Raw genomic sequence first — 14,232 nt, 5'->3', positions numbered from 1 at the left:
CATGTTAAAGATAATTGTTTAATATCTTTTGTATACGTAGAATGACGCCTTCTTTGATATGGGCAGGGGATTGTACAGTTAATGCTTCGCCATAAGAAATCAAGATACCATAAGTCATTTCACAATCTGGCATTCTGCATTTAATCAGATAATGATCTTCTTTTACTTCAATGCTATCACGGGGAAATTCTTCAAATACACGATATCCCATGGATAAATCAATGCGTAAAACAACATCTATACATGTTTGCTGGTATTGTTGGTATGGATGATTTACTTCTATCAAATCACGAGTGAAATGCTGTGGCAATATTTCCAGATGCTGCATACGTTTGATTTTAAAAGTACGCTGGGCTTTTCTTTCCCTGCAATAAGCGACAAGATACCAGGCCTGTCCTTTGAATAAAAGCTGTAATGGTTCTACAGTGCGCTGTTTACTGTTGCCTTTTGCATCATGGTAGAGAAAGGTAACTACCTGATGTTTTAGAATTGCGGATTTTAAGCTAAGAAATAAATCATCATGATCTTCTTCCTGCCAATTGCGAAAATCTACCTGAATCCATGGGATTTCCGGTTTTTGAAAGATGGCACTTAGTTTAGATAATAAAGTATCAGATGCTTCTGGATCTACAATTTGTTGACTACGTAAGGCAGCTAATAATTTTGCTTGTTCATCATCACTGAAAAAGCTTCGATTCAAGATATAATCCTCATTTAAAAAGATACCGCCGTTTTTTCCTTTGTTGGTATATATAGGGATACCGGCAAGCGTCAATACATCTAAATCACGATAAATTGTACGGACACTGACTTCAAAATGTTGTGCCAGATATTTCGCAGTTGTCTTTTTGTTTTGCAGAAGGATATATAGTATTTCAAATAAACGTAATGTTTGCATTATGATCACCTGATACTATCGTAACATAAATATATGACATCGTGTGTCATATTCAAAAAAATAAATGAAAGACTTTATTAAAATAACAAATGGTGTTATGATTGCACGTGTAAAAAGTTGGGAGGAAATAAAATGTTGGAAGCTATCAGAAAAGAAACGATTTTATCTTACGTATCAGAAGCTTTTTCACAGCAGGATGTAGAAGATGCTTCTTTTATAGAAACTATTGGCGATGATCCACAAGCGGATATCTGGTTAGTGGAAATGGATACTGGAGAAGAATACTGGGTCGTAGATGATCAAAGTTCACTTCATTTATTTCATAAAAGCGGTATCTTACAAAATGCACAACGTGCATATGATACTTATCTGGAAACATTAGAAGAACAAAACAAAGAAGTGGAAGTACCTGATCGTTATCAATATCTAAAATAAATATATTAAAAATAAAAAAATTGATTTTTACTGGATAAAATTACCTTTTTGTCTAAAAAAAGAGTAAAATATCCTTGTAGGAAGCCATGTGTTAACACATGAGAAAAGAGGTACTGTTATGAAGATAGCTGTATTAACAGATACAGGAAGTGCATTAAATGTGATAGATGCACAAAAATATGGACTGTATCTTCTGCCACTTCAGGTCATTGATGAAGAAGTATCCTATCAGGATGGCGTAGACATCACGACGATGGAGTTATATGAAAGATTAAAGAAGAATCATACACCAAAAACAAGTATGCCAATCTTATCTGTGATTGAAAATCAGATTGCGCAAATCAAAGCAGATGGATATGATGCGATTCTTTCCCTTCCATTAAGCAGTGGATTATCATCAACATATAATGCAATTGAAGTATGTGGCAAAGATTTAGGCATACCGGTTGTGACAATTGAGAATTACACAACCTGTGATTTGCAGGGTTATGGCGCAATACTGGCAAAACATTATGTGGATGAAGGAAAAAGTATAGAAGAAGTAAAGGCGCTGGTAGAAGAAAAAGTAAAGACAAGTGGTACATTGATTCTGCCAAATGATTTACAGCACTTAAAACGAGGTGGGCGATTAACGCCACTTGCGGCAGCTGCGGCAGGTTTATTGAAAATCAAACCCATCTTACGTATTGATCCACAAACCAATGGAAAGATCGATGTATTTGAAAAAGTACGTACAGAGAAAAAAGCAATATCCTTTGCAGTGGATTATATCATTGATCATTTACATGGAAAACCGGGGAAAATCTTCGTTATTCACTCAGATTGTTTAGATCGTGCGCAAGAGGTTAAACATATGTTGTTGGAGAAAGATCCTACCTTAGATATAGAAACAAACTATATCAGTGCTGTGATCAGTGCACATACAGGACTTGATTGTATTGCTATTCAATACATTGAAAAATAACATTTCTGAATAAGGATCTTTACTTACAATTGGATATCTAAAATAAAAAAGAGATTTCTAAAATGACTATACATATAATCATTTAGAAATCTTTTTTCGTATATACCCTAAAGCAATAAAGAATCTGAATAAGAAATATTATGCGTCAAATTTTTTCTTTCCATGATCATCTTTCTTCAGTGCAAGACTGTCTTCAAAGATATCATTTAAATCATCTGAATCTAAATATTTTGTGATGAACTCCTGAAATGCCATCAATTCATTTTCATCCATACTTTCCATGAAATCATAAAATTCTTCACCACTTAAATGAGCCAGTGTATCTAATATTTCTATATCTTTTTCATCGATATCTGGAAGCAGCATTGTTTCAAACTGGGTACGGAAAGGTTCCATCAATAACATGATACCTAAATCTTCACAAAAAGCACTTAACATAAAACGCATATTTTCACTATTCACTTTTAATGTATCTGGAATACCGTTTTCTTTGAAAAATTGTGCAAGTGCCTGTAGTATCTGGATATTGATCTGTACCATATCACCTAATAGTTCATGCGGCAAGGTGACTTTCGCATTGACTGTATCTGATTCAATCAATAATAAAACATCATAAGCTTTGTTCATCATCATTGGACTTGGAGCACTTAAAACATCGCATAAAACCGTACCTGCATGATGTACGCCTTCACGTTCAATCTGTTCAATTTCCTTTTCATCCAAATGTACAAGATCACGTGTCGCATGTAATCGAATCTGCTGTTTAGAAATTATCCAATCTTGATGATTATGTGTCACATGCAGGCATTCATTTGTTTCATAAGAAGGCAAAGGTTTTTTCCATTGAGATAAAATCTCTTCAATACCTTGTAGAATATCTATGACCAATAAAGCATCATCATTATTTAAATCAACAGGAAAATAACCAGTACGCAGTATTTTTATCGTTGATTTTCCATCAGAGCAGTTCCACCCAAGATTTGGCAATTCCTCTTCATTGAATATCACACAAATGGTATTGGCAAAGATATTACAGGAAGCCTGAGGGGATACATAATCAACGCCTTGTAAATACGCTGTTTCATCATCATAAATCTGTAAGACGATATCATTATCCATACGATTAAAACCAATGTAATAAGTCATATCACTTTTTTCCATCTCAATTAAAGAAAGTTCGCCTATATCTTTTTTCATCAGTGTTTTACGCAAGGCAAGCATGCTTTGATCTAATTGTTTTTCTATCTCTTTATCTAAATCTTCATGAGCTTTTATGATTTCACTTAATTGTTCTTTTACATAATATTCATCAAAAGGAATATGTTGCATTTTTAACCATTGCATCAGTTCTTTCTGATCTGCATCTTTTTTATCCTTAGAACGTTTTACAATTTCTTCATAACCCTCAACATTACCAGAATCTTCCGCAAAATTGTCACCTTTCCATTTGATCAACACAGGATAATTTTCTTCCATTTCAATTTCTTTTTCGACAAGGATCGCATGATCCCACCAGTCACCGAAATCATAAATATATTGAAATCTTGTGCCTTCATTTAAAAATTCATACAGATAATGATCTTCCGCAAATATATCATCCAGATAGTTCGTTTCTACACCTGGTCCTAATATTTCTAACATTTGTGAAGCAATCCTAAACTTATATAAATGTTCATCCATCCACCCAAATAAACGTTGAATTGTTTCGTGCAATTCGTTAAAAGTTAAATCTTTTGGGACGTTGACTCTTCTCCAAACAGGGGGCTTCGCACCCTTCATTGATATTTTTAATTGGTAAGCATTCATATGATCACCTCCTGAGGTTATTGTACCATGTACCCTTCTTTGTGTATACCATAAAAAGTGTTTTTCTTCGCTTTTGTAAGGAATTATAGTATAATCGTAACAGAAAGTTGAGGGATATACATGAAAGTTTATATTGCAGGTTCGCTGTTTAATGAAGCAGAAAATGCACAAAGAAAAAAAGAAGGAAAGCTCATGAAAGAGATGTTCCCACACCTGGATATCTTTAATCCAGTCGATCAGCCTTTTAATGAAAATAAACAATCACTTCCTACGCCAATCGAAATATATGAAGCTGATACGAAGGCAGTTGAAGAATGTGATATCTTCATCGCAGACTTAACAAATGAAGATGCCGGGGTGATGGTAGAATTGGGAATTGCGATCAAAAGCAATACAAAAATCATTATAGGCATGAATAGTGATATACGTTTGATGAGCGCAAATCAATATGAGATACCAACTTATGGAATGAATCATTATGTGTTAGGCGCCATTTTGAAACACGGCTATTTTGTACATAGTTTTTCTGAGGCAATGAGTAAATTAAAAGAGCTGGGTATCTAAAAAAGAAGCTAATTTCTAGCTTCTAAAGGGTTTCATTGATATACAAATTTGAATCAGGTAAGGAAGCGCCATGTAATGATGCCATCATCATACAGGTTGCTTCTTTTTTTCTGCCTGTAATTTCAGTTTGTAAATCAGTATGTATGATAATTTTTTTATCACTTTGTGATAGGGCATATAACATGTTGTTACATGCGTTTGTATCTTCGTAGATAAATTCTAATATATCTGTTTCATCTGCATGTTCTTCCTTTACGATATAGCCAACAGCTTTTCCCTGTACTTCAAAGACTTGTATATCCTGATGCCACAAGTGCGCATTTGGCAAAAACAGATTTTCATAATAGGCAAGATCTCGGATACGATAACCATTTTTATCTTGTACATAAATTTCATATAAGGATAATAATGTCTTTATATCATACGTTGAAACAAATGCCCCTTCCCCCTGAGAATAAGCATCTTTTGATAACTTGATCTTCGCAAATTTATAACATTCTTCAAATCCAAATGAACGATAAATATCCCAATTATATGCCTGTAGAATCATATAATTCTGAGTTTTTGAAGCCTGTGCCATCGCATATTGAAGCAGCTGTTTCATATAAGCGCATCCTTCATATTCTTTATTTGTGGCAACACCCACCACAAAGGATACATCATCTTTTTTTCCATTCAGCATCAAGGAGAGTGGACGCAGCTGCAGCATAGAGATAAATTCATCCTCACTGACACATACATAACAATCCTCCATATGATAGAAGTGTTCAAAATAATAATCAGTTGATGCAGGTGTTTCATCTTCAAAGTTGGATAACCATAAGTTTTTGATGGCGGATATATCTTCAGGAACTGCTTTTCTTATGATAATTTTTTGATAACAGCTGCCAAATTTTCTAGTTTTTGATATTGGCTGCATATCTGTTTTGGCTTTCCTTAATTCTGGTAATCCCATATCATCTTCACGATTGACATATAATACCGCATCATCTAGTGTTTCCAAAAATAATTTTAAGATGGCAATATACAAACCACGAATCTGTTTATTCGCTTTTTCCACATGAATTTGTATTGTATCATGTGATACAAGGGAAGTGATATTGAATGCTTCCAGTTTTCCATCGATATAGATACAACCACCCATTATAGGTAATTCTTCCATATGTTCTAGTAGAAAATGAATGCCTTCTTCTTCTACATCGATACTGTCCATCGCTTCTTTTTGCTTTTTCCAGTATGCCAGAAACTCATATATATGAGGGATATCTTTTTTATCCAATGTTTTATAATGATAACGACCTTCGTATTCTTTTTCAAATGCATGGAAATGATTTCTTCGTTTCTGCATTTTCTTACCCGCAAGTGTTTCCTGCTGCTTACGATCATAAATATAATCACGTGCGTTATAACAGTCCCATATCAAGAATTCATTTGGATATGTTTCCTGTAGCCAGTCCTTGAATTCTTTGATCATAGAATGTATTTCAAAACTAATATGTTCCTGTTCACTTAATTCTTTTATTTTATCTACTGCTTCTTTACGATATTCTTTCTTACAATAAGGCATCAGCCAGACCGGTTCACGATGAGGCATCTTATTGTATACAAGTGCAAAATGTTCATAACAGCTGAAATAAACAGGATAGCTGCCCTGCCACATCAACATGGTTACTATGTTAGAGTTATATTCGTTATAATCAGCGTCTTTGATATATGGTTCCAGTTGCTTATAGTTTTCTATTGTTAATCGTTCCATATGACCTCTCTTTATATTTAACGTGTTCATTATAAGCGTATCATTGTAAAATTACAAGATGTTTGCTTCGCTTATATGCGCCCTATATGTTACCACGTTTTATCTTTTTTATGCACTTTTATGAATCAGGATTTGATATAATGAAGAAAGGATTGGATGTGAAGGCATATGATCGTAGATCAAAGGATAATATTAAGGAATCAGGATGTATGTAGAATTAGAAACGTAAAAAGCAGAAGATATAGATATCATCATGAAAATCAAAAAGGAAAACTACGCAGGAAACTGATTTTCTAATGCAGGCCTCAGATGAAATTGATGATAAAAAAACTTTAAAACAAATGATTTATGCATATGAAAATGATGAACGACAGGGCTTATTTCTGGCACAAGTCGGGGATGTTTACGTAGGGATGAGTCAGCTAAGTATGGTAGGGAAAAGGAAGCGTGTAGCGCATCGCTGTAATTTTGCGATTAGCATTTTAAAGGAGTATTGGGGGCAGGGAATTGGCACCAGCTTATTTGAGGCAATGTTACACATTGCGAAAGCATGTGATTATGAACAGATAGAATTAGAAGTCGTAGAAAGTAATGAACGTGGTATACAACTGTATCAGAAAATGGGCTTTCAGATATATGGAAAACGCCCATGTGCCATGCGCTATAAAGATGGAAGTTATATAAGTGAAATATTGATGTATAAAAGCCTTTAAATAAAGGAGTTTTAGAAGATATGCATATTTTATCAAGATAAAATCAGTGTAATTGCATATTTTATCAAGATAAAAACGGTAAAAATGCATATTTTTTCAAGTATATGAATAGATATCGTGATGCAATATCTTTCGAGGTGATATAGATGTATCGTAAGTTTGAAGAGGAATTAAAAGTATGGAAACAAAACAAAAGAAAAAAACCATTACTTGTGAAAGGCCCTAACCACATAGGGAAAACTTGGACAATACGTAAATTTGCAAATGAACATTATGATCATATCATCGAAATTAATTTTGAATTAGATCATGATTATATGGATCTATTTGAAAAAACTATCAAACCAGATGAAATATTGGCGTTTATAGAATTAGCAAATTTGGATAAGGATTTATCACATGGAGATACGTTATTGTTTTTGGATGAAATACAGGCCTGTCCCAGGGCGATTACTGCTTTAAAATTCTTATATGAAAAATGCCCATATGATGTGATTGCAAGTGGTTCTATGTTAGGTGTGGCAATTGCTCATACTTCATCTTTTCCTGTCGGATATGTAGATACCCGAGAACTCCATCCTATGGATTTTGAAGAATTTCTTTTAGCAATGAATGCAAAATCACAACATATCCAAATGTTAAAGGACGCCTGCCATCATAGAAAGCCTTTCATGGAAAGCATACATCAACAGTTCTTAAAGTATTTTAAAGATTATATGCTGTGTGGTGGTATGCCAGAAGTTGTACAGTGTTATGTGGAAACTAAGAATTGGAAACAAGTCATCTTGACACAACGACGGATTGTTTCTGATTATACGAATGATATGGCAAAATATGCGCCAGCAAATGATAAAATTAAATTCATGAATGTTTTTCATCTATTCCATTACAATTAGCAAAAGATAATAAGAAATTTCAATATAAAGTAGTAAAGGAAGGATATAATGCAAGATATTATGATGCAAGCCTGCGCTGGTTGTCGGATAGTGGCTTAATTATGCCTGTGCATCATTTAAAATGTATTGATTTTCCTTTAGAAGCATATGAGCAACTGTCAATATTCAAAGTGTATATGTTTGATACAGGACTATTGATTTCACTTTTCAATGAAGCTGTCATTGCGAAAATTCATACGGGAGATTTGGGAATATTTAAAGGAGCGATATATGAAAATATGGCTGCGCAAATCATGTATGCCAATCATAAGGCTATGTATTATTTTGAACCCAATACAAGTTCAGAAATAGATTTTGTGACATATTGTGGGAATGAAATTACCCCCATTGAAATTAAAAGCGGTGTAAATACACGCTCTAAAAGCTTTGATAATTTCGTGATACAATACCACAGTAAGATTGCTTATCGCTTTTCAGAAAAAAATATTGGAGAATCCGATGGTGTGATTCGTTATCTTCCAATCTATCTATTGCCGTTTATATTTTAAAAAAACGAAGGTGAGTTTCATTCATCTTCGTTTTCCTATTTATGTTGTGGTACAATCTCTAACCAGTAATCATCAGGATCATGGATGAAATAGATACCCATATCCTTATTTTCAAAACAGATACAACCCATTTCTTGATGCAAGGCATAAGCTGCATCAAAATCTTCAGTAACAAAGGCAATATGACTTTCGTTTTCACCTAAATCATAAGCCTGTGGATGATCTTTTAACCATGTTAATTCTAATTCAAATGGTGTTTTACCATCACTTAAATAACATAAGGTAAAATCCGGTGTTTCTTTTTTTGAGACCACCTTTAAACCCAAAGCTTTTTCATAGAAAGCAATACTTTTCTCAAGGTCTGTTACATTGATATTACAATGTGCAATGTGAAATTCCATAAATGAACCTCCTTCTTATGCATTCATTATACCGAAAATCATTTTAAATGGAAAGTCTTAGGCGCAAAATGCCAAACAAGTGGCAAGGCAATCATGAGATATAAGATGGTGGCAGCTAATACCCCGATAGAGAAATATAAGTTTCCTTCTAAATTGATACATAAGTAACAAAGCACATAGATGGCGCCATTTACGATATTCATCAAAGGATTTTTAATTTCCAGCTTTTCATCATAAGGCTGAGCGATATAATAGATAAACAGATAATGAACAGAAAAGAAAATGGATAATATAAACATGGTGATATGAAATAAAACGATTGTCTGAGGTGTGAAAGAAATATGATAAACAAAGCAGGTAACAGTGATCAATATACATAATAATATCGTCACAGGCAGATTGTATAAAATTAAAGCTTTTAAGCGGATACGAAAGTTTGTAAGAATAGCCTGTGGAGTACGATAGTAACCATAATGCAACAAGGATGCATCACAATTCATAAACATGGCTTTACATGTTCGCTGGGAGATGTTTAACATATACAGGAAAAATACAAAGGGTGGCATTAATTCTAAGAGGTCACTCTTATCAATAGGATCTTTTATAAAAAAGGAGGAGAGAATCACACAAACCATAATCACCAATAATATAATGAGGCGGTGTTTGATGGGCTTATAAATCAAGCGTTTATGGCGTTTAAAGAATAAGGCGTTCATAAACTGATATCCATGTTTTTTATGATGAATATTTTGTTTTAGTTCAGATTGACTATAGTCTTTTTCATTTAAGGCAACATCTAATGTTTGTACATTGGTGTCGTTGTTTAAGCCCATAGACAGATAGTCCTGTATGATTCTGCGCATGACTGCTGTGTAAGTGTTTGTTGTTTTCAAATAACGATAAGCAAATACAATACCAAGCAAAGAAAGAAGGGTGAAGATATACATACATATATATCCAAAAGATATTGTGATTTTTGAAAATAAGATACCATAAGCAAGCAATAGGCAAATCATGAGAAAGGCTGGCTTGTATGCTTTATGGAATAAAATAAAATTGTGGTAACGTTCATAAAGATACAGATAACATGCATCCATCATCAGATGAGAACAAAGATAGACAACAGCAATTAATAGTGCATATACCGGGGAAATCATTAAAATCATACATATGGGTAGGGAACTGATTCCTAAAGATATGGTATTGATGGTATATGTAAATAAGGAATGGTGCAGCATATAGCGTTTTGATTCCATATGCAGTTGCTTGATCATAATAAGTGTTTCATCATCACATGTCCACATTTTACTGTTGGTACAGGCGCCAAGTATGGTTAATATCGTAAATGTTAGAAAGAATACCTGTTGCATTTGAACCCGTGGGATTGGATCTTGTTTAATATATAGAAAAATAATGGGAAGCATATAAAAAATGAAAAGATATAAGAAGTTTTTTAGGGCGGACCCCAGTATGGAAAATATAAAAGTGATGATACTTAATATTTTTTTTAAACGGATGAATTGATAGATACGTGATGGGATTTTTTTACCAAGAAAAGGCAGTTTTTGAAGAAAATAGAATAATCCATTGACCTTTTTGGTCATGGATACATGATACATGAAAATGATATCATGCCACATGTTCTTCATCCCTTAACATTTCCACAACACGTTCTTCAAAATCCGGACTGTTTAATAAATCATGATCTAATAAAGTTAAACTGCCATTATTCAATAGAATGATCTCATCACATAAATCTGTCGCAAGCTGTAAAACATGGGTAGAAAACAATAAAATATGATCTTCCTTCATCTGTAGTAGCAAATGTTTCATTTCACTAGCAACTACAACATCAAAGGATGTCAAAGGTTCATCTAATAAGATGATATCCGGATGTGAAATAATAAAGCTTAACATCTGAAGCTTATTTTTCATTCCATGACTATAGCCTTTGATCAAACGATGACGATCATCTTCATCTATGCGCATCAAATCGAAATAATCATCAATATTGATTGTCTTTTCTAAGCGTTGTTCATTAATATCCATATAGAACTGTATAAATTCATAGCCAGTCATAAATTCTGGCAGAATTGGCAGACTGTAGGCATATCCGATATCTGATTCTATGATATTTCGCATGGTTTCTTTTTTTCAATCTGTATATTACCTGTACAATCGATTTCCTGTGCGATACAGTTGAACAGCGTTGTTTTTCCACTGCCATTGCGACCCAAAAGACCATATATTTTTCCTCTTTCAAAAGTAAAACTGCAATCTTTTAATACTTCTTTATCACCATAGGATTTTTGTACGTGATCTAATATTAGCTTCATAATAGAACCTCCTGTTTTTATAAATGATAAAGTCAATTAGATAGTTTGTCAATCAAATTATTCTTGATACAGTAAATGGGCTTGTTGACACATGTTTGGATTCAAGCTACAATACGATTATAAAATAAGGATAAGGGGAAACAATCATGGAGCATATACAATGTCTGATCGTAGATGATGAAATACCTTTGGCAGAAAGTACTGTTGAATATTTCAATCTGTTTGAGGTAAGCAGTGAGGCTGTTTTTGATGCGGAAAGCTGTTTAGCTTTTTTGCGTACACACACGGTGGATTTGATACTTTTAGACATCAATTTAGGTGGAGCTTCAGGGTTTGATTTATGTAAGGCCATACGTCTAGAGAGCGATGTGCCAATTCTGTTTATCAGCGCAAGACAAAGCGATGATGATATTATTTTAGCATTGAGTATTGGTGGAGATGATTATATACGAAAACCATATTCCCTAAGCGTACTGTTGGCAAAAGTAAAAACTGTGTTAAAACGCTATGGTAGTAAAACGGTAAAGAGGTATGATGATGGTTATTTATCTGTAGACTTTGCACTGGAAAAAGTAGAAATCATGAACAAACCGATAAAGCTAAAAGCGATGGAATATAAGCTTTTAAAATATTTGATGGAGCATGCAGGCAAACGGGTAGAAAAAGAAGCAATCTTTCGTGATGTATGGGAGGATAGTGTAACATTGGATGGTACTTTAAATGTGCATATTCGCCATATTCGTGAAAAAATTGAAAAAGATCCTAATCATCCTCAATATATCCAGACCATTTGGGGTGTTGGGTATATGTTTCAGGGAGAATCCTCATGAAGCATAAAATGATGTTTGGTTTATGTGGGGCATTGTTATTGATACAAATAGTTTCGATTTATTATCTAGGGGAAAAAGCACCTACATTAGATATGGTAAAAGTAAATGAAGTAATACAGCAGTTGATAACATCATGGGATCAACAAGAAGATGTATGTACAATCGATGCTGATTTTTCTTATGTCGTGATGAAGCCTTCGGGAAAAAGACAGTGTGGTTATGGAACGAATTTGCCAAAAGATCTTCATGAGGCAATCAAGCAGCGTACAACCATGGTGGATATTCTTGATACACAGCATGTCTATGGAAAACTTGTCATTATGAATGATCAGTTTACTATGCAAAAACAACGCCTACAGCATATCGTCATGATGATGTCTATATTAGAGCTGCTCATATTCATTCTTTATTATGTTTATTTACAGAAAACAATGATAAAACCTTTTCAGAATTTACAAACATTTGCCAAACATATCGCGCAAGGTGATTTGAATCATCCATTACCCATGGATCAAAGTCATATATTTGGGGCATTTAGTGAAAGTTTTGATATGATGCGCGATGAATTATGCAAAGCCAGAGAACAGGAACGAATTGCCGATGAGAGTAAAAAAGAGCTGGTCGCTAAACTCAGCCATGATATCAAAACACCGATTGCCTCCATTGAAGCTGTATCAGAATTAATGAGTGTAAAGAGTAAAGATGAAAAAGAAAAGCAGCAGCTGGCAGTGATACAGGCAAAAGCTACACAAATTGATGCATTAATCAATAATTTATTTTCTGCGACATTAGAGGAATTATCGCATTTAGATGTACATATAGAAGAAATGGAAAGCACCAAATTGATTGATATGATAAAGCAAGCAGATTATCTACATAAGGCATATATCGATGAAACAAAACCATGCTTAATCTATATGGATGTATTGCGATTACAACAGGTATTTGATAATCTATTTGCGAATGCTTATAAATATGCGAAAACAGATATGAAGGTATCCTTTGCATACGAGGATGATTTTTTATGTATCATGATACAGGATTATGGTCACACATTATCAAAAGATGATTTACCATTTTTATTTAAAAAATATTACCGAGGAAATAATGCATCCCATGAAAAAGGGGCAGGACTTGGATTATATATATCCCATTATCTGATGGAAAAAATGAAAGGCAGACTGGAAGTGGAATTAAATGAACAAGGTTGTTGTATGAAGCTTTATGTAAAACTTGTGAATTAAGGATTCGTTAAGGATTGGATAAAGACTGTTAAGGTTTCTCTATGATAAGATTTGTTTGTAAGAAAGGACGTAAATATTATGAATGAAAGAATCATCATCAAAAGTGAGAAGCTTTGTAAGAGTTTTTCCAATGGCGGAATACAACAACATGTTTTAAAAAATTTAGATATGCAGATATATGAAGGAGATTTTACAGTGATTATGGGACCATCTGGTGCTGGAAAATCTACATTATTATATGCTTTAAGCGGGATGGATCGTCCAACGCTGGGAACGATTGAATTTTCAGGTGAACGCATATCGGAAAAGAATCAGGATCAACTGGCACTTTTTCGCAGAAAGCATTGTGGCTTTGTATTTCAACAGATTTATTTAGTGGATGGCATGAGTATTATGGATAATATTTTAGCTGCTGGGTTATTGGTAAATAAAAATAAACAACAGGTATTAAAACAAGCGAAAGAAATGTTAAAAAGTGTTGGATTAAATGAGCAGATATGGCATAAGTTTCCTACTCAGTTATCAGGAGGTGAGGCACAACGTGCAGCGCTTATCAGAGCGATGATCAATCAGCCGGATATCGTATTTGCGGATGAACCAACAGGACAATTAAATTCACAAAGCAGTGATATGGTTTTAAATACCTTAACTCAAATGAATGAAGCTGGACAAACGATCGTTATGGTAACACATGATTTAAAATCAGCAAGACGTGCCAATCGTATTTTATATTTACAGGATGGCTTGATCCAGGGAGAGTATCATCTTGGAAAATATCAGGGCAGTGATGAAAAACGTCATGAAAAGCTGGCAGCATTTCTACTTGAAATGGGGTGGTGAT

14 protein-coding genes and 1 pseudogene are annotated in these 14,232 nt (G+C 33.9%); 9 read left to right on the top strand and 6 right to left on the bottom strand.

Annotated features, from left to right (window positions below; genetic code table 11):
* Positions 1-4 precede the first annotated feature (4 nt).
* Positions 5-898: a helix-turn-helix transcriptional regulator gene (locus DW761_RS10485; RefSeq protein ID WP_117518059.1), complete on the bottom strand. Its 894-nt coding sequence runs from the start codon at positions 896-898 to the stop codon at positions 5-7.
* Between the two features lie 132 nt (positions 899-1,030).
* Here DW761_RS10485 and DW761_RS10480 point away from each other — a divergent pair, with 132 nt between their 5' ends.
* Positions 1,031-1,333 carry a hypothetical protein gene (locus tag DW761_RS10480; RefSeq protein ID WP_117453813.1) on the top strand — a complete coding sequence of 101 codons (303 nt, stop codon included), beginning with the start codon at positions 1,031-1,033 and terminating at the stop codon, positions 1,331-1,333.
* 118 nt (positions 1,334-1,451) lie between these two features.
* A complete protein-coding gene (locus DW761_RS10475; RefSeq protein WP_117453814.1) occupies positions 1,452-2,297 on the top strand; it encodes a DegV family protein in 846 nt (281 codons plus the stop codon).
* Positions 2,298-2,435: 138 nt separating this feature from the next.
* On the opposite strand, the gene DW761_RS10470 is transcribed toward DW761_RS10475, so the two are convergent.
* Positions 2,436-4,103, bottom strand: a complete 1,668-nt coding sequence (locus DW761_RS10470) for a plasmid pRiA4b ORF-3 family protein (RefSeq protein ID WP_117518057.1) — start codon at positions 4,101-4,103, stop codon at positions 2,436-2,438.
* Positions 4,104-4,223: 120 nt separating this feature from the next.
* Here DW761_RS10470 and DW761_RS10465 point away from each other — a divergent pair, with 120 nt between their 5' ends.
* Entirely contained in the window at positions 4,224-4,667 is a 444-nt protein-coding gene (locus DW761_RS10465; protein ID WP_117453816.1) for a nucleoside 2-deoxyribosyltransferase, read from the top strand.
* Between the two features lie 22 nt (positions 4,668-4,689).
* On the opposite strand, the gene DW761_RS10460 is transcribed toward DW761_RS10465, so the two are convergent.
* Positions 4,690-6,423: a GNAT family N-acetyltransferase gene (locus DW761_RS10460; protein ID WP_117518055.1), complete on the bottom strand. Its 1,734-nt coding sequence runs from the start codon at positions 6,421-6,423 to the stop codon at positions 4,690-4,692.
* Positions 6,424-6,719: 296 nt separating this feature from the next.
* Here DW761_RS10460 and DW761_RS10455 point away from each other — a divergent pair, with 296 nt between their 5' ends.
* The 3 genes from DW761_RS10455 (at position 6,720) to DW761_RS21420 (ending at position 8,580) form a co-directional block, all read left to right on the top strand.
* Positions 6,720-7,136 carry a GNAT family N-acetyltransferase gene (locus DW761_RS10455; protein ID WP_117518053.1) on the top strand — a complete coding sequence of 139 codons (417 nt, stop codon included), beginning with the start codon at positions 6,720-6,722 and terminating at the stop codon, positions 7,134-7,136.
* A gap of 146 nt (positions 7,137-7,282) precedes the next feature.
* Entirely contained in the window at positions 7,283-8,032 is a 750-nt protein-coding gene (locus DW761_RS21425) for an ATP-binding protein (protein WP_233512027.1), read from the top strand.
* Entirely contained in the window at positions 7,996-8,580 is a 585-nt protein-coding gene (locus tag DW761_RS21420) for a DUF4143 domain-containing protein (RefSeq protein WP_394336555.1), read from the top strand. Before DW761_RS21425 ends, DW761_RS21420 begins: the two co-directional genes overlap by 37 nt.
* A 35-nt stretch (positions 8,581-8,615) precedes the next feature.
* Here the strand turns inward: DW761_RS21420 and DW761_RS10445 are convergent, their stop codons facing one another.
* From DW761_RS10445 to DW761_RS10435, 3 genes and pseudogenes are all read right to left on the bottom strand, one after another.
* Positions 8,616-8,981, bottom strand: a complete 366-nt coding sequence (locus DW761_RS10445) for a VOC family protein (protein WP_117518051.1) — start codon at positions 8,979-8,981, stop codon at positions 8,616-8,618.
* Between the two features lie 38 nt (positions 8,982-9,019).
* Positions 9,020-10,351, bottom strand: a complete 1,332-nt coding sequence (locus DW761_RS10440; RefSeq protein ID WP_158553787.1) for a hypothetical protein — start codon at positions 10,349-10,351, stop codon at positions 9,020-9,022.
* 259 nt (positions 10,352-10,610) lie between these two features.
* Positions 10,611-11,317, bottom strand: a pseudogene (locus tag DW761_RS10435) (ATP-binding cassette domain-containing protein).
* A gap of 146 nt (positions 11,318-11,463) precedes the next feature.
* Between DW761_RS10435 and DW761_RS10430 the strand changes: the two are divergent.
* The 3 genes from DW761_RS10430 to DW761_RS10420 all read left to right on the top strand — a co-directional run bounded on the left by DW761_RS10430 (position 11,464) and on the right by DW761_RS10420 (position 14,231).
* Entirely contained in the window at positions 11,464-12,147 is a 684-nt protein-coding gene (locus tag DW761_RS10430; protein WP_117518047.1) for a response regulator transcription factor, read from the top strand.
* Positions 12,144-13,391: a HAMP domain-containing sensor histidine kinase gene (locus tag DW761_RS10425; RefSeq protein ID WP_117518045.1), complete on the top strand. Its 1,248-nt coding sequence runs from the start codon at positions 12,144-12,146 to the stop codon at positions 13,389-13,391. Before DW761_RS10430 ends, DW761_RS10425 begins: the two co-directional genes overlap by 4 nt.
* Positions 13,392-13,469: 78 nt before the next feature.
* Positions 13,470-14,231 carry an ABC transporter ATP-binding protein gene (locus tag DW761_RS10420; protein WP_117518043.1) on the top strand — a complete coding sequence of 254 codons (762 nt, stop codon included), beginning with the start codon at positions 13,470-13,472 and terminating at the stop codon, positions 14,229-14,231.
* Position 14,232 lies beyond the last annotated feature (1 nt).

The organism is Absiella sp. AM29-15, assembly GCF_003434225.1.
GTDB lineage: Bacteria > Bacillota_I > Bacilli_A > Erysipelotrichales > Erysipelotrichaceae > Hoskinsella > Hoskinsella hominis.
The sequence above is the reverse complement of the archived record's forward strand: the minus strand, read 5'-3'. Positions and strand labels throughout refer to the sequence as shown.